Source organism: Pantoea sp. FN0305 (assembly GCF_050113845.1).
In the GTDB taxonomy this organism is placed as follows: Bacteria; Pseudomonadota; Gammaproteobacteria; order Enterobacterales; family Enterobacteriaceae; genus Mixta; species Mixta alhagi.
In genome coordinates this window covers 40,194-66,773 of sequence record NZ_JBNJSN010000008.1, presented here as the reverse complement: position 1 = coordinate 66,773, position 26,580 = coordinate 40,194, and the positions used below count along the sequence as shown (strand labels likewise).

General features: G+C 53.1%; 24 protein-coding genes and 1 other annotated feature. Of the genes, 4 read left to right on the top strand and 20 right to left on the bottom strand.

The window, feature by feature from the left end; genetic code table 11:
- Positions 1–39: 39 nt before the first annotated feature.
- From ispH to ACQE3Y_RS16025, 6 genes are read right to left on the bottom strand one after another with little or no spacing between them, the layout of a single operon-like run.
- The gene (gene ispH / locus ACQE3Y_RS16050) at positions 40–993 is read right to left on the bottom strand and encodes a 4-hydroxy-3-methylbut-2-enyl diphosphate reductase (protein ID WP_426974434.1); all 954 of its coding nucleotides are present in this window, start codon (positions 991–993) and stop codon (positions 40–42) included.
- Positions 990–1,445, bottom strand: coding sequence for an FKBP-type peptidyl-prolyl cis-trans isomerase (gene fkpB / locus ACQE3Y_RS16045; protein WP_426974433.1), 456 nt, complete (start codon positions 1,443–1,445; stop codon positions 990–992). Before fkpB ends, ispH begins: the two co-directional genes overlap by 4 nt.
- Positions 1,442–1,954 carry a signal peptidase II gene (gene lspA / locus ACQE3Y_RS16040; protein WP_250651789.1) on the bottom strand — a complete coding sequence of 171 codons (513 nt, stop codon included), beginning with the start codon at positions 1,952–1,954 and terminating at the stop codon, positions 1,442–1,444. Before lspA ends, fkpB begins: the two co-directional genes overlap by 4 nt.
- Positions 1,954–4,770: an isoleucine--tRNA ligase gene (gene ileS / locus ACQE3Y_RS16035; RefSeq protein WP_426982071.1), complete on the bottom strand. Its 2,817-nt coding sequence runs from the start codon at positions 4,768–4,770 to the stop codon at positions 1,954–1,956. The genes lspA and ileS overlap by 1 nt, the downstream gene beginning before the upstream one ends.
- Before the next feature lie 27 nt (positions 4,771–4,797).
- Entirely contained in the window at positions 4,798–5,736 is a 939-nt protein-coding gene (ribF, locus tag ACQE3Y_RS16030) for a bifunctional riboflavin kinase/FAD synthetase (RefSeq protein ID WP_250651787.1), read from the bottom strand.
- Between the two features lie 54 nt (positions 5,737–5,790).
- Positions 5,791–6,003 carry a hypothetical protein gene (locus tag ACQE3Y_RS16025; protein ID WP_426974431.1) on the bottom strand — a complete coding sequence of 71 codons (213 nt, stop codon included), beginning with the start codon at positions 6,001–6,003 and terminating at the stop codon, positions 5,791–5,793.
- 50 nt (positions 6,004–6,053) lie between these two features.
- Between ACQE3Y_RS16025 and rpsT the strand changes: the two genes are divergently transcribed.
- Positions 6,054–6,317 carry a 30S ribosomal protein S20 gene (gene rpsT / locus ACQE3Y_RS16020; RefSeq protein WP_038628374.1) on the top strand — a complete coding sequence of 88 codons (264 nt, stop codon included), beginning with the start codon at positions 6,054–6,056 and terminating at the stop codon, positions 6,315–6,317.
- A gap of 62 nt (positions 6,318–6,379) precedes the next feature.
- Here rpsT and ACQE3Y_RS16015 read toward each other — a convergent pair whose 3' ends face one another.
- The 8 genes from ACQE3Y_RS16015 to tal all read right to left on the bottom strand — a co-directional run bounded on the left by ACQE3Y_RS16015 (position 6,380) and on the right by tal (position 16,862).
- A complete protein-coding gene (locus ACQE3Y_RS16015; protein ID WP_426974430.1) occupies positions 6,380–7,720 on the bottom strand; it encodes a hypothetical protein in 1,341 nt (446 codons plus the stop codon).
- A gap of 320 nt (positions 7,721–8,040) precedes the next feature.
- Positions 8,041–8,934, bottom strand: a complete 894-nt coding sequence (gene nhaR / locus ACQE3Y_RS16010; protein ID WP_426982070.1) for a transcriptional activator NhaR — start codon at positions 8,932–8,934, stop codon at positions 8,041–8,043.
- A gap of 2 nt (positions 8,935–8,936) precedes the next feature.
- Positions 8,937–10,112 (bottom strand): Na+/H+ antiporter NhaA, encoded by a 1,176-nt coding sequence (gene nhaA / locus ACQE3Y_RS16005; protein ID WP_426974428.1) that lies wholly within the window; start codon positions 10,110–10,112, stop codon positions 8,937–8,939.
- A 279-nt stretch (positions 10,113–10,391) separates the two neighbouring features.
- The gene (gene dnaJ, locus ACQE3Y_RS16000) at positions 10,392–11,534 is read right to left on the bottom strand and encodes a molecular chaperone DnaJ (protein WP_426974427.1); all 1,143 of its coding nucleotides are present in this window, start codon (positions 11,532–11,534) and stop codon (positions 10,392–10,394) included.
- A 108-nt stretch (positions 11,535–11,642) separates the two neighbouring features.
- Entirely contained in the window at positions 11,643–13,547 is a 1,905-nt protein-coding gene (gene dnaK, locus ACQE3Y_RS15995) for a molecular chaperone DnaK (protein WP_250651783.1), read from the bottom strand.
- Positions 13,548–13,755: 208 nt separating this feature from the next.
- Positions 13,756–15,057 carry an MFS transporter gene (locus ACQE3Y_RS15990; RefSeq protein WP_426982069.1) on the bottom strand — a complete coding sequence of 434 codons (1,302 nt, stop codon included), beginning with the start codon at positions 15,055–15,057 and terminating at the stop codon, positions 13,756–13,758.
- A gap of 128 nt (positions 15,058–15,185) precedes the next feature.
- The gene (gene mog / locus ACQE3Y_RS15985; RefSeq protein WP_426974425.1) at positions 15,186–15,773 is read right to left on the bottom strand and encodes a molybdopterin adenylyltransferase; all 588 of its coding nucleotides are present in this window, start codon (positions 15,771–15,773) and stop codon (positions 15,186–15,188) included.
- Between the two features lie 135 nt (positions 15,774–15,908).
- Positions 15,909–16,862, bottom strand: a complete 954-nt coding sequence (tal, locus tag ACQE3Y_RS15980; RefSeq protein ID WP_426982068.1) for a transaldolase — start codon at positions 16,860–16,862, stop codon at positions 15,909–15,911.
- 208 nt (positions 16,863–17,070) lie between these two features.
- Between tal and yaaA the strand changes: the two genes are divergently transcribed.
- Entirely contained in the window at positions 17,071–17,847 is a 777-nt protein-coding gene (gene yaaA, locus ACQE3Y_RS15975; protein WP_426982067.1) for a peroxide stress protein YaaA, read from the top strand.
- A 92-nt stretch (positions 17,848–17,939) separates the two neighbouring features.
- Here the strand turns inward: yaaA and thrC are convergent, their stop codons facing one another.
- The 5 genes from thrC to ACQE3Y_RS15950 all read right to left on the bottom strand — a co-directional run bounded on the left by thrC (position 17,940) and on the right by ACQE3Y_RS15950 (position 23,662).
- On the bottom strand, positions 17,940–19,226 hold the full coding sequence (gene thrC, locus ACQE3Y_RS15970; protein ID WP_426974423.1) for a threonine synthase: 1,287 nt from the start codon (positions 19,224–19,226) through the stop codon (positions 17,940–17,942).
- A gap of 3 nt (positions 19,227–19,229) precedes the next feature.
- A complete protein-coding gene (thrB, locus tag ACQE3Y_RS15965) occupies positions 19,230–20,159 on the bottom strand; it encodes a homoserine kinase (RefSeq protein WP_426974422.1) in 930 nt (309 codons plus the stop codon).
- A gap of 2 nt (positions 20,160–20,161) precedes the next feature.
- On the bottom strand, positions 20,162–22,624 hold the full coding sequence (gene thrA, locus ACQE3Y_RS15960) for a bifunctional aspartate kinase/homoserine dehydrogenase I (protein WP_426982066.1): 2,463 nt from the start codon (positions 22,622–22,624) through the stop codon (positions 20,162–20,164).
- Positions 22,625–22,650: 26 nt separating this feature from the next.
- Positions 22,651–22,768: a sequence feature (Thr leader region), on the bottom strand.
- Positions 22,707–22,775 (bottom strand): thr operon leader peptide, encoded by a 69-nt coding sequence (gene thrL, locus ACQE3Y_RS15955; protein WP_071883749.1) that lies wholly within the window; start codon positions 22,773–22,775, stop codon positions 22,707–22,709. It overlaps the preceding feature by 62 nt.
- A 206-nt stretch (positions 22,776–22,981) precedes the next feature.
- Positions 22,982–23,662: a tRNA/rRNA methyltransferase gene (locus ACQE3Y_RS15950; RefSeq protein ID WP_250651776.1), complete on the bottom strand. Its 681-nt coding sequence runs from the start codon at positions 23,660–23,662 to the stop codon at positions 22,982–22,984.
- A 611-nt stretch (positions 23,663–24,273) separates the two neighbouring features.
- Between ACQE3Y_RS15950 and arcA the strand changes: the two genes are divergently transcribed.
- Entirely contained in the window at positions 24,274–24,990 is a 717-nt protein-coding gene (gene arcA, locus ACQE3Y_RS15945; RefSeq protein WP_085068065.1) for a two-component system response regulator ArcA, read from the top strand.
- 38 nt (positions 24,991–25,028) lie between these two features.
- Here arcA and creA read toward each other — a convergent pair whose 3' ends face one another.
- On the bottom strand, positions 25,029–25,502 hold the full coding sequence (gene creA / locus ACQE3Y_RS15940; protein ID WP_085068066.1) for a protein CreA: 474 nt from the start codon (positions 25,500–25,502) through the stop codon (positions 25,029–25,031).
- Positions 25,503–25,700: 198 nt separating this feature from the next.
- Between creA and robA the strand changes: the two genes are divergently transcribed.
- Positions 25,701–26,579 (top strand): MDR efflux pump AcrAB transcriptional activator RobA, encoded by an 879-nt coding sequence (gene robA / locus ACQE3Y_RS15935; RefSeq protein ID WP_426974420.1) that lies wholly within the window; start codon positions 25,701–25,703, stop codon positions 26,577–26,579.
- Position 26,580 lies beyond the last annotated feature (1 nt).

The window sequence follows — 26,580 nt, the reverse complement described above, 5'->3', positions numbered from 1 at the left end:
AAAACGCCCGGAACGGGAAAGCATTCCGGGCGATGCAGATCAACCGATCTGGCGGGTTTCGAGACGTAACTCTTTGGGCACCTCAAAAACAATATTTTCTTCACGTCCGCTCAGTTCAGTGACCTCTTCGCCACCAAACTCGCGTAGCCGCTGAATCACTTCCTGTACCAGGATATCGGGTGCAGAAGCGCCTGCGGTAACGCCAACGCAGTCAATGCCCTGTAGCCAACTCTCCTGGATATCAGCGGCGGAATCGATCAGCTGTGCACGCTTACCGGCACGCTGAGCCAGCTCTGCCAGCCGGTTGGAGTTAGACGAGTTTTTAGAGCCGACCACCAGCACCACATCCGCTTCGGCAGCCAGACTGCGTACGGCTTCCTGACGATTAGTAGTGGCATAGCAGATATCATCTTTGCGCGGCCCAACGATATTCGGGAAACGCTGGCGCAGCGCATCGATCACCGCAGAGGTATCATCAACCGACAGCGTGGTTTGCGTCATAAAACACAGGTTATTTTCATTTTTCACCTGTAGTTTAAACACATCCTCTGGCGACTCGACCAGATACATGCCGCCCTGAGCGTTGCTGTATTGTCCCATGGTGCCCTCCACTTCCGGATGGCCCGCATGACCGATCAAAATCGCTTCGGTGCCTTTGCGGCTGGCACGTGCCACTTCCATATGGACTTTAGTCACCAGCGGACAGGTGGCATCAAACAGCATAGTCAGTTGACGCGCTTTCGCCTCGGCCCGTACCGCCTGAGAAACGCCATGTGCAGAAAAAATCAGGATCGCACCATCTGGCACTTCGGTAATTTCTTCAATAAAAATCGCACCGCGCTCACGCAGACTGTTGACGACGTAGCGGTTATGCACCACTTCATGACGCACGTAGATCGGCGCGCCATACATTTCCAGCGCCCGCTCGACAATGCTGATGGCACGGTCAACGCCAGCGCAAAAGCCACGCGGATTAGCTAACAGGATCCTCATGCGCCGTCCTCCAGAACCGGGTTAACTTCCAGTACTTCAATATCGAAATGAACCTTATGGCCCGCTAAAGGATGGTTAAAATCCACGGTGATTGAATCTCCGGCGATCTCGCGGATCACGCCGGGCATCTCGCTACCGTCCATACCGGTAAACAGCATAATGGCTCCAATCTCCGGCTCGCCCGCCTGCATAAAATCACGACGGGAAAAGTATTGGATCAGATCGGGAATAACGTTGCCAAAAGCCGCCTCCGGCTCAAGCGCGAACGCTTTCTTATCGCCGGACTGCAACCCCAGCAGCGCCGCTTCCAGTGGTTCTGAAAGGCTGCCGTCGCCAAGGCGAAACAGTGCCGGTTTGCCATTAGCTCGCGTGGACTCAGCCGTAGAGCCATCTTCCAGTTTTAAGGTGAAGTGCAGCAGCACCGCGCTATCGCGCTGTACAGAATCGGTCATGCCTTGCCCTTTTGCTTCGCCTGCTTGCCGGAAGGCGTGATAAAGCCCTCCAGCACGATCAGCGCGGCGCCAACGCAGATACCGCAGTCGGCAATATTGAAGGTGGCGAAATGCCACCCGCCAATATAGAAGTCGATAAAATCGACGACAAAGCCGTGCCAGGCGCGATCAAACAGGTTACCCAGCGCGCCGCCAATAATCAGCGCGTAGGCAATATTGTTAAGTTTTTGGCTGGCGGCAGTACGATACATCATTACCAGCAGCGCCACCGCAATCGCGATGGCGATACCCGCAAAGAACCAGCGCTGCCAGCCGCCTTTATCCGCAAGGAAGCTAAAAGCCGCCCCGTAGTTGTGGGCATAAAACAGGTTGAGATACGGCATAATCGGTATCGTTTCATGCAGCGCCATGTTGTTCATCACCCACAGCTTGCTGGCCAAATCGATACCAATGACCACCACCACCAGCCAGAGCCAACGCAGTCCGGTTGCAAAAAGAGATTTACGCATCAGGCAAACTTACGCTCTTCGCCGTTACCGGCAACGTTAGTGACGCAGCGTCCGCAGATATCCGGGTGTGCGGCGTCCAGTCCAATATCGGTAGTGTAATGCCAGCAGCGCGGACATTTCTCGCCTTCCGCTTTATGCAGCACGATTTTCAGACCTTTTAACGCTTCGCTCTGCTGTGCTTCTTCCGGCGCCAGTGCATAATCTGCAACCTGAGCCCCTGAGGTCAACAGCACAAAGCGCAGCTCATTACCCAGCGCGGTCAGTTTCTCTGCCAGCGCGGCATCAGCGTACAGCGTGACCGTTGCTTCCAGCGAACCGCCGATACGTTTGTCGCTACGCGCCTGCTCAATCACTTTGTTTACTTCGCTACGCACTTTCAGCAGCTCAGCCCAATAGGCATCATTCAGCGATTCGCCTTCATCCAGACCAAACAGGCCGTCATACCACTCTTCGGTAAAGACATACTGCGCGCGTTTACCCGGCAGATAGCCCCAGATTTCATCGGCGGTAAAGGACATAATCGGTGCCATCCAGCGCACCAGCGCCTCGACGATATACCACAGCGCGCTTTGGCAGCTGCGACGCGCCACGCTGTCGCTTTTCGCGGTGTACTGACGATCTTTAATGATATCGAGATAGAAAGAGCCCATCTCAATCGAACAGAACTGCATCAAACGCTGCACAACTTCATGGAAGTCGTAGCTGGCATAAGATTCAATAATATCTGCCTGCGCTGCCTGCGCACGACCCACGGCCCAGCGATCCAGCACAACCATCTCTTCCGGCTTCAGCAGATCGGTTTCAGGATTGAAGCCGTTGAGGTTCGCCAGCAGGAAGCGCGCAGTATTACGGATACGACGGTAAGCATCGGCAGAACGCTTCAGGATCTCATCTGAAACCGCCATTTCGCCTGAATAGTCGGTCGAGGCGACCCACAGACGCAGAATATCGGCGCCCAGCTTATTCATCACATCCTGCGGGCTGACGGTGTTGCCCAGCGACTTGGACATCTTGCGGCCCTCGCCGTCAACGGTGAAGCCGTGCGTCAGTACCTGACGGTAAGGCGCTTTGCCTTTCATCGCCGTGGAGATCATCAGCGAAGACATAAACCAGCCGCGATGCTGATCCGAGCCTTCCAGATACATATCGGCACTGTGACCGTGGAATTCCGGACGTACATCAACCACAGAAGCGTGCGTGGAGCCAGAGTCAAACCAGACATCCAGCGTATCCGGCACCTTCATATAGTTGTCGGCATCATCGCCCATCAGATCGCGCGGATCGAGATCCCACCACGCCTGAATGCCATCCTGCTCAACGCGCTGCGCCACTTTCTCCATCAGCGCCAGCGTATCCGGATGTAGCTGCTCGGTCTCTTTATGTACGAACAGCGCCATCGGCACGCCCCAGGTGCGCTGACGTGAAATACACCAGTCGGGACGGTTGGCAACCATCGATTCAATACGCGCCTGACCCCAATCCGGGATCCACTGCACGCCTTTGATCTCTTTCAGCGACTGCGTGCGCAGCCCTTTCTGATCCATGCTGATAAACCACTGCGGCGTGGCGCGGAAGATAATCGGCGTTTTATGACGCCAGCAGTGCGGGTAGCTGTGATGCATTTTCTCTACATGCAGCAGCGCGCCTTTCTCACGCAGCAGCTCAACGATCATATCGTTGGCTTTGAAGACATTGACGCCATCCAGCTCAGGATAAGTTCCCGGCAGATAGCGGCCATCCGGCCCAACCGGGTTAGCGGTTTCCAGATTATATTTCTGACCGATCACATAGTCGTCCGGGCCGTGGCCTGGCGCGGTATGTACCGCACCGGTACCGGCATCCAGCGTAACGTGTTCGCCCAGCACCACCGGTACGTCAAAAGCGAGGAACGGATGCTGGAAGCGCATCAGCTCCAGCGCCGCGCCGGTTGCATTGCCCAGCACGGCCCACTCGCTGACGCCTGCGCGTTGCATAACGCTTTCCACCAGATCTTTTGCCAGGATCAGCGCGCGGCCTTCAATCTGCACCAGCTGATATTCAAACTCAGGATGCAGTGAAATCGCACGGTTGGCCGGCATGGTCCACGGCGTGGTGGTCCAGATAACCAGCGCGATCGGTCCCTGAACCTGGGCTGCGCCGAATTTAGCCGCTACCGCAGCCGCGTCGATGGCGTTAAACATCACATCAATGGAAGGAGACGTTTTGTCGTAATATTCCACTTCCGCTTCCGCCAGCGCCGAACGGCAATCCAGACACCAGTGCACCGGCTTGGCGCCCTTGTGCAGATGACCGTTGCCGATGATTTTGCCCAACGCGCGGATAATATTGGCTTCGGTCTGGAAATCCATCGTGAGATAAGGACGATCCCAGTCGCCCAGCACGCCCAGACGGATAAAGTCAGTTTTCTGACCGGCAACCTGCTCCGCCGCATACTTACGGCACGCTTCGCGGAACTCCGCAGCGCTGACCTTTTCGCCCGGCTTACCGATCATCTGCTCGACTTTGTGTTCGATCGGCAGACCGTGACAGTCCCAGCCCGGCACGTAAGGTGAATCGAAGCCCGACAGACCCTTGGACTTAATAATAATATCTTTCAGAATCTTATTAACTGAGTGACCAATGTGAATGCTGCCGTTCGCATACGGAGGGCCATCGTGCAGGATAAAGGTTTTTTTCCCTTTTTTGGCGGCGCGGATGATGCCGTACAGGTTGTCATCAGTCCAGCGTTGCAGCATACCCGGTTCGCGTTTGGCGAGATCGCCACGCATCGGGAACCCCGTTTCCGGCAAATTCAGGGTAGATTTATAGTCACTCATCAGATTCTCGATTCCGTGTTTCGGTTGTTACACCGGTGTTTTAAGCCCAAAAAACTCGCGGGCAGTCACCACATCTTTAGCAATTTGCTCTTTAAGCGCATCCAGCGAGGGAAAACGCTGCTCGTTACGTATTTTTTGGCGCAGCACCACGTCAATATGACGCCCGTACATATTCATTGATATATCCAGCAGATGCACTTCCAGCTGCTGACGCAGGCCGGCAACCGTAGGGCGCGTACCTATATTCGCCACGCCAGGCAGCGGTTGCTCGCTAAGTCCATGGACCTCTACGGCGTAAACGCCTTTAACCGGCGATACCATGCGCCGCAGCAGAACGTTAGCGGTAGGAAAACCGATAGTGCGGCCCAGCGCATCACCATGCACGACACGCCCGGAAAGCGCAAATGGATGGCCCAACAGCGACTGCGCCAGCGACAGGTCATCATTCGCCAGCGCCTGGCGAATCGCCGTGCTGCTGATACGTTTGCCGCCTTCACTGAAAGTTTGGGTGCTGATGACATCAAAGCCATACTCCACACCCGCTTTCTGTAATAACAGGAAATCCCCTTCGCGACCAGCGCCGAAACGGAAATCATCACCAACGGCAAGAAACCGGACGCCAAGCTTATCAACCAGCAGATCGTTAACAAAGCTTTGCGCGCTAACGGCGGCGAAACGGCGGTCGAAGCGCACGCACAGCACGGCATCGACGCCCGCCTGCGCCAGATATTTCAGTTTATCACGCAGACGCGTCAGGCGCGCCGGCGCTTTATCAGCGGCAAACAGCTCAAGCGGCTGCGGCTCGAACAGCATGACCACGACCGGCAGATGACGCTGCCGCCCCTCTTCGCACAGGCGAGCCAGCAGCGCCTGGTGGCCCCGATGTACTCCATCGAAATTGCCGATAGTCAGCACACAGCCGTCAGGCTGCGTCCGGAGATTATGAATGCCGCGTATAAACTTCATGGCTGACTCAAGTTGGTGGAAATCGGCGGATTATACCTTGTACAACCGCCAAGGTTAACCCGTCACGGCGCCTTTCCCGCTTTCCGGCGGCGATTTCCGTGCGGTAATGGCCAGGCGGCGGGGATAACGCTTTTTTTCTTGCGAAATACTGTATTCAGGCTGGGGAAACTGGTAGAATCTTGCGCCATCAATTACGTAACCGAGCGTTGTTTGTAAAACGGCGCTTATTTGCACAAATCCATTGACAAAATAAGGCGTAAAAGGCATAGTCCTCGGCCTTTGATTTGTCCGTATAGAACATATTTGGGAGTTGGACCTTGGCTAATATCAAATCAGCTAAGAAACGCGCCGTAACATCTGAGAAACGTCGCAAGCATAACGCAAGCCGTCGTTCTATGATGCGTACTTTCATCAAGAAAGTATACGCAGCAGTTGAAGCTGGCGATAAAGAAGCTGCACAGAAAGCATTTAACGAAATGCAACCGATCGTGGACCGTCAGGCTGCTAAAGGTCTGATCCACAAAAACAAAGCTGCACGTCATAAAGCTAATCTGACTGCACAGATCAACAAACTGGCTTAATCGCCACTTGTTAATCAGCTTTGAAAGAACCGGCCAGTGGCCGGTTTTTTTTCGTCCTGATTTTACGAGTCCCAAATCGCTCCGTAAGCGGCGATGCCCTGCGCTTCACACCCTTCCACTACATAATCGGTTAACGGGCGGTTCGCAATACAGATTACCGCTTCCGCATTAATCTCTTTGACCTTCTGACAGGCCAGCAGCAGCAGATCCGGTTTGCCGTGCGCATCGGTATCCCAAATCAATACGCCTGGGTGGGCCGCAATAATCTCATTAACGAACGCTTCGCCATAGGTCACAACCGGATTACGGGTTGACCAGATCAATTTACAGGGACGCGGATTGTTCACCAGATGCGGCAGCAGCGGACCAATTCCACTTCCGGTGGCGACATAGACTACCGAGTTAAATAGCTTGTTCATGCTGCCAACGCCGGGCGTGGGTATGCCCTTAAACCAGACGTGTGACGGTGGATTATCGATAAAGCGCGAGGTCCAGTCTCCGGCACGGGAGATCAGCATCCGGCAACCAGGTCGTTTTACCAGCGGAATATTGGCAAACGCATGCCATTCCGTTAGCGGATGCAGGCTAATGGCCAGCGTCGAACCAGGAAAGGGATCCTGCGGCAAAGCAAACTGAATAATTACCGCATGGGAAGAAGGCCGCGTCACTTCGATAGGAATGCGCCGTAAACGCAGCCAGGGAAGCAGAATGCTACAGGTAATAGCCAACAGTCCCCAGAAAGCGAAAGCGTGGCTGAGATGATGCCAGCGCCACTCACCGTGATGGCTGTCACGCACGAACCATAAAACCTGTAGCCATGAGAGCGCAAGCGAGCTCCAGCCAACGTAGCGATGCATATGTTCAAACAGGTTATGATAGCGTCGTCTCACCTGCGGCAGCGCCGTCAGGGAAATGGCACACAGCATCAGCACCAACAGGATATTGACCGTAAGAAGCTGAGTGGATAGCCCGCCCTGCGCCTGTTGTTGACAAAAAGCAGCTAACGTAAAAAGCAGCAACCACAGACAGCTAAAGGTGGCACAGCCAGAGTGAAGCCCGCCGAACTGATAAACGTTAGCCAAATGACGCCGCAACCGTAGCGGCCAGTGTACGGGCACACGCCATACCAGCTGAAACAGCCCGTTGATAAGGTATTGCTGACGAATCAGTACCGTCACGCAGAGGTTAGCGATCACCATATTGCCAAAGTTGCCAAGCAAAATATGATTTTCGTCCCACCAGCTACCGCTGACCAAAGCCCAACTCATTATTGACAGATTGATCATGCTGACAGTAATAAACAGCATTTGATAATGAGTAAGAACCGGAGAAGAAAATTGCTGTGTTAATTCCTGGTGAAGAACAGGTAATACCGACGCCGTTTTATTTTTTTCGTTCTGCATACTTCGCTCCTGAGATGACCTTATTCCGTCCGATGGATGGACGCCATACTCCGCCGTCAGCGCGCCGGGGAAATATGGTGGTCCTCAAGGTGGTTGGTTGACAGCGCGTAGCGTAAAGAAAGGTAAAATGGCAGTAAATGGGAAACGGAAAAATGAGACTTTTGCCTAATAGCCCGTTTTTGAATTATTGTTGGTAAATTCTTAATTATTTTATTAATGGCTGGATCGAAGAGTTTCCTCCGCTATTTCTGTTGCCGCCACCAGGCGGCAACAGGAAATAAACACAGCGCTGGAATTAGATCCAGCAAAACTATCAGTTTCTATTTATCACTAAATAAAGCGGTAAAATCTTGATTGCAGATGCGCTGCACCGCAGGATGCTGAATCATCCGCTCGGCGAAGATCACGTAATACTCTTCCATGACATCTTCCAGCCGTCCAACCTCTTTGATAGCGCCATCCTGATAAATCTCCTGGCCGTAGAGCGTCGGGGCCACAAAAATAGCGTGGTTAGCGGCCCCAAATGCTTTCATCAACGCCGCATCATCAAACTCGCCAAGGATCTCTATCTGCAGCTCCTGGTTGCTGATCCACCGTTGCAGCTGACGCCCTAACATTGAGCGACGGCCCGGAATGAGTAGGCGTCGCTCCTCCAGGCAGGCGGGAAAAGGTTTCTGCGGCAGCGGCGGCGTACACCAGAAGCTGATGCCACACTCGCCCAGCTTCACGGAAAACAGCCCCTCCTGCTGAGTCGAATCAACCGGACAATCAGATAAAATCATATCCAGCTTGTGCTGACTCAGCTGCTCCAGCAACATCTCGTGCGTAGACTCAAAACAGCGCAGGTGAATGCGCTCATCATCCTGCACTGCCGTTTCCAAAACTTTACTGACCAGCTGTTTCGATAAGGCATCCGCCACGCCGACATCAAACAGCAGATGCGACTCCTTGCGGTAGTTAACGATATCCATCATCTCCTGACTCAGCGTAAACATCCGATCGGCGTAGCGAAAAACCAGCTGTCCCAGTTCCGTTGGCACGATTCCCCTGCCCTGACGTCGAAAGAGCTTGCCCTGGAGTCGCTCCTCCAGGGACTTGATCTGGCCGGTTATGGTTTGCGGCGTTAAGAAGAGTTTCTCCGCCGCGTTAACAATCGATCCCTGCTTACAAACGTGCCAAAAGTAGTAGAGATGATTGTAATTAAGATGTGTCATGCTCAGGTCTTCTTCAGGCTGTGCGGCTGATTTAACTTAACGCGTAACAGCGAATAGCCCACCACAGCAGAGAGCAGCGATCCGATCAAAATAGCCAGCTTAGCCAGTACCATCAGTTCCGCGCTCAGGTCGCCGTAGGCCAGCGAGGCGATAAAGATAGACATGGTAAAGCCGATTCCGCACAGCACGCCTACCGCCATAATGCTGCTCAGGCTGGCGCCTTGCGGCAGTTTCGCCACACCCAGTTTGATGCTCAACCAACAAAGCAGCGTAATTCCCAGTGGCTTACCGATAAACAGTCCCAGTATTATGCCCAGCGGCAACATGGAGAACAGCGAATTGAAAGAAACACCATCCAGCGCAACACCAGCGTTAGCAAAAGCGAACAGCGGCAAAATCAGCCAGGTCACCCAGGGATGAAGGCCATGCTCCAGGGCTCTGGCAGGCGATTTCCCATGCTTTTCCGCTAACGGCACAAAGAAGCCTATCACTACGCCTGCCAGCGTGGCATGAACACCCGATTTTAATACCGCCACCCACAACACGACGCCAACCACCATATAGAGCGAGGTGCGGCGGACGTTAAACAGATTTAACAGCGCCAGCACGATAATAGCGCCAGCGGCAACGCTCAGAGAAAGCAGTGACAGTTCGTGGGTATAAAACAGGGCAATAATGACAATTGCGCCCAGGTCGTCAATGATTGCCAGTGCCATAAGAAATACTTTTAGCGCGGGCGGCACCCGGCTGCCTAACAACGCCAGCACGCCAAGCGCAAAGGCAATATCGGTAGCGGTAGGCACCGCCCACCCGTTACGGGTAATTTCATCGGCACCATTAAATGCCAAAAAAATCAGCGCCGGAGCCACCATACCGCCGATAGCGGCGATCAGTGGAAACACAGCTTTATCACGGCTGGCGAGCGATCCTTCAATTAACTCGCGCTTAACTTCCAGGCCGATGACTAAGAAGAACACGGCCATTAGCGCATCGTTAATCCACAACAGCATATTTTTATTGATATGCAGGTCGCCAAAGTGAAACTCTACCGGCATCGCCAGCAGCGAAGCATACACAGGCTGGGTAGCATCCATATTCGCTAACAGCATAGCCAGTATTGCCGCCACGATAAGCACAATGCCCCCGGTTGCCTCATTGGCCAATAAGCGTTTAATCATTTTCCATCTCCTTGCTAAAAACATCGCATTAAGCTTAAGCATACTGGCTTTAACGATTCGGTAAAAACAGGTTATTTGGCATAAATAACTCGGAAAAAGCGAATCATCATCAAGTAATGTTTAACTTACAAGGATAATCATATGAATGATAAAGTTATCGCGCCGAAAAAATCGGTAATCGTTAGTGGCAATTGGCCCGTGGGCCGCCTTTGGCTGGCTGTAAGATACGGTGAAGGGATGGACAAACGCCCCTGAGCGGGGCGTCTGGAGGTGCGCGTTTTAACGCGTCAAATCATCAAAAAATTTCTTCACGCCGTCAAAAAAGCTTTTCGAGCGTGGGCTGTTTTTCTCGCCGCTGGGGCCGCCGAAACTTTCTTCCAGCTCACGCAGTAGCGCTTTCTGTTTTTCATTCAGACTGACCGGCGTCTCAACCACTACGCGGCATAGCAGATCGCCCTGCACGCCACCACGTACTGATTTCACCCCTTTGCCGCGCATACGGAACAGTTTGCCGGTTTGGGTTTCTGCCGGCACCTTCAACTTCACGCGGCCATCCAGCGTCGGCACTTCAATTTCGCCGCCCAGAGCCGCCATCGCAAAGTTAATCGGCACTTCGCAGTAAAGATTATTGTCTTCACGCTCAAAGATTGGGTGTTTTTTCACCGAAACCTGAACGTAGAGATCGCCGGCCGGTGCGCCATGGTCACCTGCTTCGCCTTCACCACTGAGGCGAATACGATCGCCGGTATCCACGCCTGCCGGGATTTTTACCGACAACGTTTTCGATCTTTCTACGCGGCCATGTCCGTGACAGGCGTTGCAGGGATCTTTAATGATAGAGCCGCGACCATGACAGCTCGGACAGGCCTGCTGCACGGTGAAGAAACCCTGACGCATCTGTACCTGGCCTGCGCCATGACAGGTTGGACAGGTTTGCGGCTGCGTACCTGATTTGGCTCCGCTGCCGTGGCAAACGTCACATTCCTGCAGCGTAGGAATACGGATCTCTTTGGTCACGCCGCGCACCGCTTCTTCCAGCGTCAGCTCCATGTTGTAGCGTAAATCGGCGCCACGGGCTGCGCGCTGCCGACGGCCGCCGCCAAAAATATCGCCGAACACGTCGCCAAAGATATCGCTGAAATCTGCGCCGCCGCCGCCAAAGCCGCCACCGCCAAAACCACCGCCCATGCCGCCCTGTTCAAAGGCTGCATGTCCATACTGATCGTAGGCGGCGCGCTTTTGCGCATCGGTCAAAATTTCGTAAGCCTCTTTCACTTCTTTGAATTTGGCTTCGGCTTCCTGATCGCCCGGATTGCGGTCAGGATGGTACTTCATTGCCAGGCGTTTATAAGCCTTTTTGATTTCACGCTCATCCGCAGACTTTGGGACGCCTAAAACCTCGTAATAGTCTGTTTTCGCCATTGTTATCTTTCCTGCCCTTAACATGCGTGCACGGGCGTGGAGAAACTCCTACGCCCGTGCTGGTTACCAGCGGTTGTCAGGGCAACCGCCGCGCCCGGTCAGGGGCAATTATTTTTTGTCTTTTACTTCTTCGAACTCAGCGTCGACAACGTCGTCTTCTTTCTTCGCAGAAGCGTCACCGGCGTCAGCTGGCTGGCCCTGCTGCTGAGCGAACTCCATCAGCTTGCCGGAAACCTGTACCAGCGCCTGGATTTTCGCTTCGATCTCAGCTTTATCTTCGCCTTTCAGCGCCGTGTTCAGATCGTTAAGCGCAGATTCGATCGGCGCTTTGTCGTCAGCAGAAAGTTTATCGCCCGCTTCGTCCAGCTGTTTACGGGTGCTGTGGGCAATCTGATCGCCCTGGTTACGCGCCTGTACCAGCTCTTCGAATTTACGATCTGCTTCTGCGTTAGCTTCCGCGTCGCGTACCATTTTCGCGATCTCTTCCTCGTTCAGACCAGAAGAAGCCTTGATAGTGATCTTCTGCTCTTTACCGGAGTTTTTATCTTTCGCCGATACGTGCAGGATACCGTCCGCATCGATATCGAAGGTCACTTCGATCTGCGGCATGCCGCGTGGTGCCGGCTGGATCCCATCCAGGTTAAACTGGCCCAGTGATTTGTTATCCGCTGCGCGTTTACGTTCACCCTGCAACACATGAATGGTTACCGCAGACTGGTTATCTTCCGCAGTAGAGAACACCTGGCTGTGTTTGGTCGGGATAGTGGTGTTTTTGCTGATCAGCGCCGTCATCACGCCGCCCATGGTTTCGATACCCAGAGAGAGCGGAGTCACGTCCAGCAGCAGCACGTCTTTCACGTCACCCGCCAGCACGCCGCCCTGTACCGCAGCACCTACCGCTACCGCTTCATCAGGGTTAACGTCTTTACGCGGCTCTTTGCCAAAGAACTCGGCAACTTTCGCCTGCACCATTGGCATACGCGTCTGACCACCCACCAGGATCACATCATTGATGTCAGATACCGACAGGCCAGCGTCCTGCAGAGCAACTTTCAGTGGCTCAATAGAACGGGCAACCAGATCTTCAACCAGTGATTCCAGTTTCGCACGGGTCACTTTGATGTTCAGGTGTTTCGGACCGGTAGCGTCAGCCGTGATGTACGGCAGGTTAACGTCGGTCTGCTGAGCAGAAGAAAGCTCGATTTTAGCTTTCTCAGCGGCTTCTTTCAGACGCTGCATCGCCAGCGGATCGTTGTGCAGATCGATACCCTGATCTTTCTTGAACTCTGCTACCAGATAGTTGATCAGACGGCTGTCGAAGTCTTCACCACCCAGGTGGGTATCACCGTTGGTAGCCAGAACTTCAAAGGTTTTTTCGCCGTCAACTTCATCAATTTCGATGATAGAGATATCGAAAGTACCACCACCCAGGTCATAAACCGCGATAGTGCGGTTGCCCTGGCCTTTGTCCAGACCGTAAGCCAGCGCAGCAGCGGTTGGTTCGTTGATGATACGTTTAACTTCCAGACCCGCGATACGACCTGCGTCTTTGGTTGCCTGACGCTGTGCATCGTTAAAGTAAGCCGGTACGGTGATCACAGCTTCAGTTACCGGTTCGCCCAGGTAATCTTCCGCCGTTTTCTTCATTTTTTTCAGCACTTCCGCAGAAATCTGCGGCGGCGCCATTTTCTGGCCTTTTACGTCCAGCCATGCATCGCCGTTATCGGACTGCGTGATTTTGTAAGGCATGATTTTAATGTCACGCTGTACTTCTTCGTCCTGAAAACGACGACCAATCAGGCGCTTGATTGCAAACAGGGTGTTCTGCGGGTTAGTCACGGCCTGACGTTTAGCAGGCTGACCCACCAGCGTTTCACCATCCTGGGTATATGCAATAATTGACGGTGTGGTGCGATCGCCTTCGGCATTTTCCAGCACGCGTGCTTTGGTGCCATCCATAATCGCAACACATGAGTTGGTTGTACCGAGGTCAATACCAATAATCTTACCCATCTAAACGTCTCCCACTTAAAAACGGTCTCAATTAGGGTTGTGAATCAGTTAATGCGGACGATTTGTGTATTTTCAACTGTCCGCCTGCGCGCTTTGCGCTTCACAACACTGGATGACTTCAAAATGGGGCCGCTTCGCAGCGCATCAAGGGTTAAGTAAAAAAAAATTTTTAGCGACCTGATGGCTGCGATGGTTTTTTTGCCACTAATCAGGCATTCACCTGCTGCAGAATTGCGCCGCGCCGTCCGGCCCAGGCCAGCCACAGCCCGGTCAGGAGGCCGATAAACGCCAGTGCCAGTACGTACCAGGCAGGTGCCAGCGGTGAGAACCTCATTAACAGCGTGACGCAAACGGGCGTCAGTCCGCCAAAGATGGCGTAAGCAAGATTGTAAGAGAATGAGATACCGGTAAAGCGTATCGCCGCAGGAAAAGCGCGCACCATAACAAAGGGCACGACGCCTACCACACCGACGCTTAAGCCTGCCAGCGCATAGGTGATAAACAGTGCCATGACCGAGCTGGCGGCCTGAGTAAAGAAAATCCAGCTGCACAGCGCCAGCAACAAACAGCCGAACGTTAAGACTTTGGCCGCGCCCAGTCGATCTGCCAGCAGGCCAGCAATTATACAACCCGCCAGCAGCATTATGGTCGCCACGCTATTGGCCTGCAGCGTAAGCGCCGCCGACAGCGCATACTGTTTCTGCAACAGGGTTGGCGCCATCAGGATCACTACCACAATGCAGGCTGAGAGCAGCCAGGTCAGCAGCATGGACACGATTACCGCCCGCTTGTGGTGTTGCAGCACGGTCCGCAGCGGCAAGCCGCCAGAAAGGGTTTTGCGCGCCTGCATCTGCTGAAAAACCGGCGTTTCATGCAGCCAGCGCCGCAGATACATCGCCAGCAGGCCGAAGAAACCGCCCAGCAGGAACGGAATGCGCCAGCCGCCCGCCGCGATGGTTTCCGGCGACAGCAGGCTGTTAATCAGCGTGGCTACCAGCGAACCCAGCAGAATGCCAGCCGTCAGGCCTGCAGTTAAGGTGCCGCAGGCGAAGCCTGTGCGTTTTTCCGGCACATGTTCCGCTACAAATACCCAGGCTCCCGGCACTTCACCACCAATCGCCGCGCCCTGCAAAATACGCAACAACAGCAACAACAGCGGCGCTGTCAGACCAATAGCGTGATAATCGGGCAAGGCGCCCATCGCCAGCGTGGGTAAAGCCATTAACAGAATGCTCAGGCTAAACATTTTCTTTCTTCCAACCCGATCGCCAAAGTGCGCCATGACAATGCCGCCAAGCGGGCGCGCCAGATAACCGGCAGCAAAAATGGCAAAAGTCTGCAGCTGGCGCAGCCAGTCAGGAATATCAGGTGGGAAGAAGAGTTCGCCAATTACCGCAGCGAAAAAAACAAAGATGATAAAATCATAGAATTCCAGCGCGCCACCAAGCGCAGCCAGTGACAACGTCTTGTAATCCTGCCGGTTAAGCCGGCGAGCCTGTGGTTGATCCATGTTTTTTTCGCGCTTCCAGAGGTGAGAAGAAAGTCAGTAACGTGAATTTGTAAAATTCACGTTACTATAGCGTCAACTTTTCTCGCCACACCAGCGGCGCTGGATCTTATGCCTGAAAAAGTTGTTTTTCAGGAGTTTGTATCACGTCTGGCGCTTTTAGGGCGAAATGCTGCTACAACATCCGGGTTGGTCTCAATGTAAGGGCCTTCCAGCAGCTGAATACAGTAAGGCACGCTGGCAAAAATACCGGCTACCTGCACCTTACCACTCTCATCTTTTAACCCTTCCAGCGTCTCTTTAATCGATTTCGGCTGGCCCGGCAGGTTAAGAATTAAAGATTGCTTGCGGATCACGCCAACCTGACGTGAAAGGATTGCCGTCGGCACAAACTGCAGGCTAATCTGCCGCATCTGCTCGCCAAAGCCCGGCATTACCCTGTCGGCTACCGCCAGCGTTGCGTCCGGCGTTACGTCGCGTCGTGCCGGGCCGGTACCGCCGGTGGTTAAAACCAGATGGCAAAAACGCTCATCCACCAGCTCGCAAAGCGTCTCTTCAATCAGCGGTTGCTCATCCGGTACCAGCCGCGTTTCGATAATAAAAGGCGTAGTCAGTGCGGAAGAAAGCCAGGCTTCCAGAGCGGGAATGCCCTGATCCTGATAAATGCCATTAGCGGCGCGATCTGAAACCGAAATGAGTCCAATGCGTAACGTATTCATAGTGATATTCATGACAGAAACTGTCGCAACGCGAACAGTTAAGGTTTGGGATTAATGGCAAGAATACTACAGGGTGGGAAAGGATGCCTAACGTGAGCTGCCGCAGCCGGAAACCGGGCTGCGGCAGCTTTGCGATTACAGCAGTTCTGCAATCATTTTTTCCAGCTTGCCCTGGTCAACCGCAAAGTTACGGATGCCCTGCGCCAGCTTGTCTACCGCCATCGGATCCTGGTTATGCTGCCAGAGGAATTCCGCTTCGGTCATTTTGGCCGGACGCGCTTTCACTTCACCGCTGAAGGAGAGCTTACGCTCAACGCTGCCTTCGCTTTCCGCCAGCTCTTTCAACAGCGACGGAGAAATGGTCAGGCGGTCGCAGCCTGCCAGTTCCAGGATCTCGCCCACGTTGCGGAAGCTGGCGCCCATCACCACGGTTTCATAACCGTGCTGCTTGTAGTATTCGTAGATTTCACGAACGGAAACCACGCCCGGATCTTCGTGCGGTGCGTACTCTTTCTTATCAGTATTGGCTTTGTACCAGTCAAGGATACGGCCAACAAACGGGGAGATCAGGTACACGCCCGCTTCTGCACAGGCGCGCGCCTGGGCAAAAGAGAACAGCAGCGTCAGGTTACAGTTGATGCCCTCTTTTTCCAGTTGCTCCGCTGCGCGGATGCCCTGCCAGGTAGAGGCCAGTTTGATCAGAATACGATCGTTGCTGATACCGGCATCGTTATAGAGTTTAATCAGGCTGCGCGCTTTTGCGACGCTCGCTTCGGTATCGTAAGAAAGACGTGCATCCACTTCGGTAGAGATACGGCCCGGGATCAGCTGCAGAATTTCCAGACCGATATTGACCGCCAGTTTGTCAGAAGCGTACTGAATTTGTTCTTCTTTATTGCTGCTCTGCTGACGCGCCCAGGCGATGGCTTCATCGATCAGCTTGCGGTATTCAGGGATCTGCGCGGCGTTAAGAATCAGAGAAGGATTGGTGGTAGCGTCCTGCGGCTGGTACAGCTTCATTGCGGCGATGTCACCGGTATCGGCAACAACGGTGGTCAGCTGACGTAAAGAAGTAAGTTTGTCCGTCATGATGGGTTCTCTTGATATGTAACTTTCAGGGGTAAAATCTGTTGCGATAATATCACGCACGTGCCGACGCGCAATGCGCTGATGGTGCGAATCAAAAGAGGTCAGGCCGATAGTAATGATTTGCCTGGGCTGTGCGCTTTTTTGTTAAAATCAGCGGCCAGAATCAAGAAAAGTTTAAAAACCTGCGGGTTACGCTAAGGAACTATCGATGTTAATGGTCATCTCGCCGGCCAAAACGCTGGACTACACCACGCCGCTGGCGACGCTTCGTTATACGCAACCCGCACTGTTGGAAAAATCACAGCAGCTGATCGCTGTGGCGCGCGATCTGTCGCCCGCACAAATCGCGTCGCTGATGAGCATCAGCGATAAGCTGGCCCTGTTAAACGCGCAGCGTTTTAACGACTGGCACCCTGATTTCACGCCGGAAAATGCACGACAGGCGATTCTGGCCTTTAAAGGCGATGTCTATACCGGCCTGCAGGCGGAAAATTTCAGCGAAGCGGATTTCGATTTTGCTCAGCAGCACTTACGTATGCTTTCAGGCCTGTATGGCGTATTGCGGCCGCTGGATTTAATGCAGCCTTATCGTCTGGAAATGGGCACCAGGCTGGCCAGCCCGGCGGGTAAAGATCTTTACAGCTTCTGGGGCGATACCATTACCGAAGCATTGAATGAGGCGCTGGCTGCTCAGGGAGATGATTTACTGATTAACCTGGCGTCGGATGAATATTTCAAAGCGGTACAGCCGAAAAAGCTGAATGCACGCCTGATTAAACCGGTTTTTCTTGATGAGAAAAACGGCAAGTTCAAAATTATCAGTTTCTATGCCAAAAAGGCGCGCGGCCTGATGTGCCGTTATATCATTGAAAATCGTCTGCAGGCGGCGGAGCAGCTAAAGCAGTTTAACCTTGAAGGCTATTTCTTCGATGAGGCGAGCAGCCATGGTGACGAGCTGGTGTTTAAGCGTCACGAACAGGCCTGATCTGCGGATAATAAAAAGCCATCTGCCAGCGAACGGGCGCCCCGATAAACGAGGCGCCCTTCACCGGCAGGCGGCTTTTTTATGACTTAGCCTCAGAACTGAGTAAGAAACGCGCGCAGCTCAACAAAGTCCGGCTTCATTTTATGCGACAGCAGCGGCAGATCGGCGCGCTCTGCCAGCTCATCAGGCAGCGGCAGCGTCTGCTGCAAGATCTCTTCAACGCTCTCTTTGAATTTTGCCGGATGCGCGGTACCAAGGAACAGACCAAATTCGCCCGGCTGCAGTTGATCGCGCAGCATACGGTAAGCGATAGCGGCATGCGGCTCGGAGATATAGCCCAGCTGCGCCAGCTCTCGCATCGTGCTACGGGTCGTTTCATCATCCACGGCACCAAAACCGAGATCGTTCAGGCGCCAGGTTTTCCGACGGAACAGCTCTTCGACGCGCGGCCAGTTATTCGGCTGGCTGACATCCATCGCGTTAGAAAGCGTGGCGACAGTGGTATTCGGCTGCCATGCGCCGCTGGAGAGAAAACGCGGCACGGTATCGTTCTGGTTGGTGGCGGCGATAAAGCGTTTCACCGGCAGCCCCAACGATTTTGCCAGCAGGCCCGCCGTCAGATCGCCAAAGTTACCGCTGGGCACTGAAATCACCAGCTGATTACGTTTTTCCTGCGGCAGTTGCGCCACCGCCTCAAAGTAGTAGCAAATCTGCGCCAGCAGGCGGCTGATATTGATCGAATTCGCGGAATTCAGGCCAATGGCTTTCTTTAACGCCTCATCATCAAACGCCTGCTTCACCAGCGCCTGGCAGGCGTCAAAGTCACCGTCGATAGCGATGGTGTGAATATTGCCGCCCAGCGTACAGAACAGCTTCTCCTGCAGCGGGCTGATTTTGCCCTGCGGATAGAGGATAACCACGCGCACATTTTCCATGCCGTAAAAAGCATGGGCCACCGCCGCACCGGTATCACCGGAGGTGGCGGTAAGAATGGTGATCTCTTCATCTGAGCCGCTGATATAAGAGAGCATCTGAGCCATAAAGCGGCCGCCGAAGTCCTTAAAGGCTAACGTCGGCCCGTGAAACAGCTCCAGGCAGGCGATATCTTCTGTTACCGGCGCTACCGGCGCAGGAAACGCAAAAGCGGCCTTCACACGCTCCGCCAGCTGGTGCGGTTCAACTTCATCGCCAATATAAGCAGAGAGGATTTTGCTGCTGCGGGTGACGAAATCCATCTCCAGCATGGCATCAATATCCGTCAGCTCAAATTCGGGCAGCTCCAGTGGAAAAAACAGCCCCTGCTGCGAACCCAGCCCCTGCTTCACCGCCTGCGCAAAGCTTACCTGTTCGTTGTGGTCCTTAAGATTGTAGAGTTTCATGCGTTATCCCAGTTTTCGTGCGCCCGCCGTGTCGGCACGGCAAATATGGACGAAGCCTTCATCATTTTGCAGATAGTTTTGCTGCAGCCAGTCCGCCATGCGCTGCGCCGTTTCCTGATTATCACAAACGGCGAACAGCGTCGGCCCAGAGCCGGAAATACCACAGGCCAGCGCGCCGATATCCTGCGCGGCCTGACGTGCCGCGGCAAAGCCGGGCAGAAGTTTCGTACGGTAAGGTTCGGCAATAACATCGCGCATCAGCTTCGCCGCCAGCTGTGGCTGAGCGGTATGACAGGCATGAATAAAGCCTGCCAGATAACGCCCGTGCTTAATGCAATCCTCTTTACGATACTGCGCCGGCAAAATCGCCCGCGCCTCAGCGGTAGAAACCTTGATACCCGGATAGGCCATTACCCACAGCCAGTCATCGAAACAGGGTACCGCCTGGCTAATAATGCCATTCTCTTCCAGCATCAGCTGCAGGCCGCCCAGAAAACAGGGCGCAACGTTGTCGTAATGCACGCTGCCGGAGATGCGCCCTTCCAGCTCGCCCATCAGCGTCAGCAGTTGAGTATTGTCCAGCGGCCTGCCGCTGAACTCATTCATCGCCATCAGCCCTGCCACTACGGAACAGGCGCTAGAGCCAAGCCCGGAGCCGATGGGCATGTTTTTCTCCAGCGTCATGCGCACCGGAACGCTTTTTCCCGTGGCTTCGCAAAAGCGTTTCCAGCACTGGTAAACGATATTCTCCTGCGGATCGGCAGGCAGTTTGCTGACAAAGCGTCCCTGATTAATCAGGCTGAACGTATCAGCTGCTTCAACGGTCACGCAGTCGCCTAACAGGGAACCATCCACCGGCGACACCGCTGCGCCCAACACATCAAAGCCGACGCTGACGTTGCCAATTGAGGCCGGCGCATAAATTTTTACCATGTTTAGACTCCTAACTTCCATGACAGGGTGCGTAACAGATCGGCAAATACGCCTGCGGCGGTAACATCATTACCGGCGCCGTAGCCGCGCAGCACCAGCGGAATCGGCTGATAGTAACGGCTGTAAAACGCCAGCGCGTTCTCACCGTTTTTCACTTTATACAGCGGGTCATTGCCATCTACCGCATCGATTTTCACGCGGCAGCGGCCCCCTTCTTCAATCGCGCCAACAAAGCGCAGCACTTTGCCTGCTGCACGCGCCTGCTCAACCCGATCGGCAAAGACTTTATCCAGCTCAGGCAAGCGTTGCATAAAGGTCCCGACATCGGCAATTGCCGTAAATTCTTCAGGCAGTACCGCTTCAATTTCAATATCGCTCAGCTCCAGCTGGTAACCCGCCTCGCGGGCCAGGATCAGTAACTTGCGCGCCACATCCATACCGGAAAGATCGTCACGCGGGTCGGGCTCGGTAAAGCCCATTTCACGCGCCAGCTTTGTGGCTTCGGAGAGCGTCATGCCCTCATCCAGCTTGCCGAAAATAAAAGAGAGCGATCCAGACAGAATGCCAGAGAAGCTGATTAACTCATCGCCCGCGTTCAACAGATTTTGCAGGTTTTCAATAACCGGCAGGCCAGCGCCGACGTTGGTATCGTAAAGGAACTTGCGACGTGATTTGGCTGCTGCCGCACGCAGTTGCTGATAATAGTTCCACGAAGAGGTATTGGCCTTTTTATTCGGCGTCACCACATGGAAGCCGTCCGTCAGGAAATCTGCATACTGATCGGCCACCGCCTGGCTTGAAGTACAGTCTACAATTACCGGATTCAGCAGGTGATATTCTTTTACCAGACGCAGCAGGCGGTCCAGCTTAAACGGCTCATTTGCTTCAGAGAGCGCGCTTTTCCAGTTGCTGAGATCGATGCCATGCACATTGGTCAACAGCGCTTTGGAGTTCGCGATCCCGCATACGCGCAGGTCGATATGCTTGTTCTTCAGCCATGCCTGCTGACGATGCAGCTGATCCAGCAATGCGCTACCCACGCCGCCGACGCCGACAACAAACACTTCGATCACCTGATCGGTATTGAACAACATCTGGTGAACCACGCGCACTGCGGTGGTGACTTCATCATTATTGACCACCACGGAGATAGAGCGCTCCGATGAACCCTGGGCAATCGCAACGATATTGATATTGGCTCGCGCCAGCGCCGCAAAGAATTTCGCTGAGATGCCGCGCTGGGTACGCATGTTATCGCCAACAACGGAGACGATCGCCAGTTGCTCCATCACATCCAGCGGCTCAAGCAGGCCATCTTTTAACTCCAGATAGAACTCATCCTCCAGCACCCGACGCGCCCGCGCCTGTTCGCCCTGCGGCACACAGAAACTGATGCTGTATTCAGATGAGGACTGGGTAATCAATACCACAGAGATGCCCGCTCGCGACATAGCGGCAAACACGCGCGCCGCCATCCCGACCATGCCTTTCATGCCTGGCCCGGAGACGTTAAACATCGCCATGTTGTTCAGATTGGTAATGCCTTTAACCGGATTGGCATCGTCGCTGGTGTCGCCGCCGATCAAGGTGCCGGGCGCCTGGGGATTGGCGGTATTTTTAATCAGACAAGGGATCTGGAACTGGGCGATGGGAGCAATGGTACGGGGATGTAGCACCTTAGCGCCAAAGTAAGAAAGCTCCATCGCTTCCTGATAAGACATCGATTTCAGTAAACGCGCATCGGGCACCTGACGCGGATCGCAGGTATAGACGCCGTCCACATCCGTCCAGATTTCACAACAGTCAGCACGCAGGCAGGCAGCCAACACCGCTGCGGAATAGTCAGAGCCATTACGACCCAGCACCACCAGCTCGCCGCGTTCATTACCGGCGGTAAAACCAGCCATTAAAATCATGCTATCCAGAGGAATTTGGCTGGCGGCAATACGGCGCGTAGACTCAGCGATATCAACCGTGGATTCAAGATAATGACCATGCGCCAACAGCATGCTGACCGGATCGATAACGCTGACGCGATGACCGCGCGCCTGTAGCAACGCTTCCATGATGGCGATGGAGAGCTTTTCACCGCGGCAGATAATTGCGGCGTTAACGCTGTCCGGACACTGCCCCAGCAGGCTGATGCCGTGCAGCATTTGCCGGAGCTGCGTGAACTCTTTATCAACCAGCGCCTGTAGCCGCTCCCAGGCAAAGCCCGGCTGCGCGCGCTGCAATCCCTGCAGCAGCGCAGCAAAAATCTGCTCTGCGTCGCTGATATTCGGCAAGGCATCCTGACCGCTGATGGTTTTTCCAATCATCGCCACCAGGTGGTTAGTGATTTTGGCCGGGGCGGAAAGCACGGTTGCAACCTGTCCCTGCTTCGCGTTGCTTTCAAGTATATCGGCAACCCGCAGAAAACGTTCCGCATTTGCCACTGATGTTCCGCCGAATTTCAGCACTCGCATGGTTAAGGATCTCCTGAATTTAAGCCGAAAAAAAAGCCCGCACCTTATCAGGTGCGGGCTTTTTCTCTTTTTCCTGTATGCGTCAGCCCGCACCGTTACCTGTGGTAATGGTGGTAGTAATAATGATGGTGTTCAGGCTGTTTGTACGCATGTCGATTTTATCTGTCTGTTTCTGTGTCTGTCTGCTTTTCAGAAGTAAAGCAATCTCCTGATGAAGTCAATGGATTTATCGCCGCCGCAAAACCACTGCCACCACAGCGGAAACGTTAAATTCCGCCGCACCCGGATAAATCTGTTACGCCCTTTTCGCATGATGGAATCATTAACCAGTTTCCCACACGTAATCCAAATTTTCCTCTAGAGATTTTTTTCAATGTCATGCAGCAATCGGTGCAGCATAGCGCTATCGCGTTGTTCCAGCAGACCGATTCGTTGTTGTATCCAGTCTGCCAGCTTTTCATCATCGGCGACCTTCAGTCGCTCCAGCAGCGCCGCTAAACGCTGGCGCAGCGCATCAAGCTGCTGATGATCTGCCGCGACAGCTGCCGTCGCAGCCACTTGTCGTAACGAAGCCAACTGATAGCAATAGACCATGACCGCCTGCCCCAGATTCAACGAAGGATAATCGTTGGCCATCGGAATGCCGGTTAATAAATCTACCTGTTCCAGCTCTTCATTTGTTAAACCGCTATCTTCACGACCAAAAACCAGTGCCGTACTGCCTGTCCATTGCTGTTTTTCGCGCAAAATCGTTTCTACTTGTTGCGGTGTTGCGTAATAACGGAATTTGGCCCGGCTGCGTGCCGTGGTGGCTACCGAAAAATCGATATCGGCCAGCGCAGCGGAAAGAGAGGAGTAGTGTTGAATATTATCAATGATATCTCCCGCCCCATGCGCCACGATGCGCGTCGCCGGATCGCGCCAGGCTTCGCTCTGAACAATACGTAGCTCAGAAAACCCCATTGTTTTCATTGCACGTGCGGCCGCGCCAATATTTTCCGGGCGGGCCGGGGAAACAAGAACAATCGGAAAATTCATATAAACCCTGAAGATAAATTTATGGAAAGCGATACTGTGACATGACGACATGTTAAATAACAGCATCAACCACATAACATACAATTAACTTATTAAGTTTTAGCGGTAAAAAGTAAGATTTAACGCCTTTAAAGTCTTTAATTAATCAGAACATTAATAACAAAGAAATATCATAAATAAGATCTTATAAATCAAAATTGTCTTTTAATAATTAACTTAGTAAACTTTTGTCCACTATCAGTTGGCTCAGACATGGTTTAAGGACCGATAATTGTGAGCTAAGCTGGCATTCTGGTGAGCATTTTTCACAAAAGTGTTAACGTGCTACACTTGATTTGATATAAGTCAACGAAGCGTTGTTTTAATGCTTATTGGTTGTAGCCTGTGCTGTTATCTTGCTGTTAATGCAGCTAGGATAACAGCCATTTGGCACTGCCGGGGCATGCAGGATTTATCCTTATGGCTGAGCTGACAATGTTGTTGACGTTGATGGATGGTGCATCAAGAACATAATTCTGTACTTCAGTTATCCGGGCAAACGTCTTTTTCACCGCGTTAACGGCAGTACATCCTGTTTCCGATTTTGTTGGCAAATTTTAGGTAGCGAACTCATGCAGATCCCGCATATTCTTATCGTTGAAGATGAACTAGTCACGCGTAACACTCTAAAGAGCATTTTTGAAGCCGAAGGCTATGAAGTGTTCGAAGCGACGGATGGCGCAGAGATGCATCAGGTATTGACCGAAAACGATATTAATCTGGTGATTATGGATATCAACTTGCCAGGTAAAAATGGTCTTTTACTGGCGCGTGAGCTACGCGAGCAGGCAAACGTTGCCCTGATGTTTTTAACCGGGCGCGACAATGAAGTGGATAAAATCCTGGGCCTGGAGATCGGCGCGGATGATTACATCACCAAGCCTTTCAACCCGCGTGAATTAACCATTCGCGCACGCAATCTGCTTTCCCGCACCATGAACCTCTCCGCCATTAGCGAAGAGCGTAAGCAGGTTGAAAGCTATAAATTCAATGGCTGGGAGCTGGATATCAACAGCCGCTCGCTGATCAGCCCGAATGGTGAGCAGTATAAGCTGCCGCGTAGTGAATTCCGCGCCATGCTGCACTTCTGTGAAAATCCTGGCAAAATTCAAACGCGCGGCGACTTGCTGAAAAAGATGACTGGCCGTGAATTAAAACCGCACGATCGTACGGTTGACGTCACGATTCGTCGTATTCGCAAGCACTTTGAATCAACGCCAGATACCCCAGAAATCATCGCGACCATTCATGGCGAAGGTTACCGTTTCTGCGGCGATCTGCAGGAATAATGCTTTAAAAACGGCGAGGCGACTCGCCGTTTCTTCTTTTAGTGCCCCCACGGCATAATGGGAACCGCACTCAGCGCATTTTTAGGCGAGCCTTCCACCACTTTATCTGAATATGAAAGATAAATAAGCGTGTTCCGCTTTTGATCGTAGAAGCGCACCACCTGCAACTTTTTAAACAAGAATGAAGTGCGCTTGCGGAAAACTGTTTCGCCCTGCGCTTTGCCCTGCGCAATGCGATCGCTTAAGGTCACCGGCCCCACCTGCTGGCAGGAAATTGCGGAATCAGACGTATCTTCTGCCAATCCTAACCCCCCTTTGATCCCGCCCGTTTTAGCACGGCTCACATAGCAGGTCACATTTTTCACGTCTGGATCGTCAAATGCCTCAACCACGATTTTATGGTCAGGACCAAAGATCTTGAACACCGTATCTACCGACCCGATCTCTTCAGCGGCCACGCCAGCAGAGAATAAGGTTGCCATTGTAATTATTAATAATTTTTTTATTATCATACCGTTACCATTGTATATTATTAAAGTTGTTCGCTATTACGTCCCGCTAAGGATAAACCGGGCCAATTCTATTGCTCCTCATTTGCATGGGGTATAGCACAATCTAACAAGTAAAACCTTCAGCGGCTTTTGCGCATTTAGTGCTATGATCCCGCGACTTTGCGTTGCCTGCGCCAACTAAGTACAAGAGGATGTTTTATGGACCAAGCTGGTATCATTCGCGATTTGCTTGTCTGGCTGGAGAGCCATCTCGACCACCCCCTGTCACTGGATAATGTGGCGGCAAAAGCAGGTTACTCCAAATGGCATCTGCAAAGAATGTTTAAAGAGGTAACCAGTCATGCGATTGGTGCCTATATTCGCGCCCGACGTTTGTCAAAAGCGGCGGTAGCGCTACGTCTTACCAGCCGTCCGATTCTGGATATCGCTTTGCAGTACCGTTTTGATTCACAGCAAACCTTTACCCGCGCCTTTAAAAAACAGTTTAATCAAACACCGGCATACTATCGCCGTGCATCAGAGTGGAACGCATATGGTCTGCGTCCGCCGATTCGCCTGGATAATTCTACGTTGCCGGAAGCGCGCTTTGTTACGCTGCCGGAAACCGTACTGGTGGGGCAAACGCAAAGCTATACCTGTACGCTGGAGCAAATTTCCCTTTATCGCGACGAGATGCGCATCCACTTCTGGCAGCAGTTCCTGCTGGAAACCGATACGGTTCCGCCCGTGCTGTATGGGCTGCATCAGGTGCGTCCGAGCCAGGAAAAGGACGACGAACAAGAGATACTCTATACCACTGCGGTGCCGTCGGATCAGCTGGCTAAACCCATGCAGTCAGCGCAAACCGTACTGCTGGAGGCTGGCGATTATGTCCAGTTTAATTATGAAGGCCCGCGCAGCCAGCTTCAGGATTTTATTCTGATGCTTTATGGCACCTGTATGCCGACGCTACAGCTGACACGCCGTCAGGGACAGGATATTGAGCGTTTTTATACGCATGGCGGAAAAAAGCTTTCCGAGCCGCCGAAAGAGATCCGCTGCGAATATTTGATCCCCATTCGCCGTACCGACAGCTGAT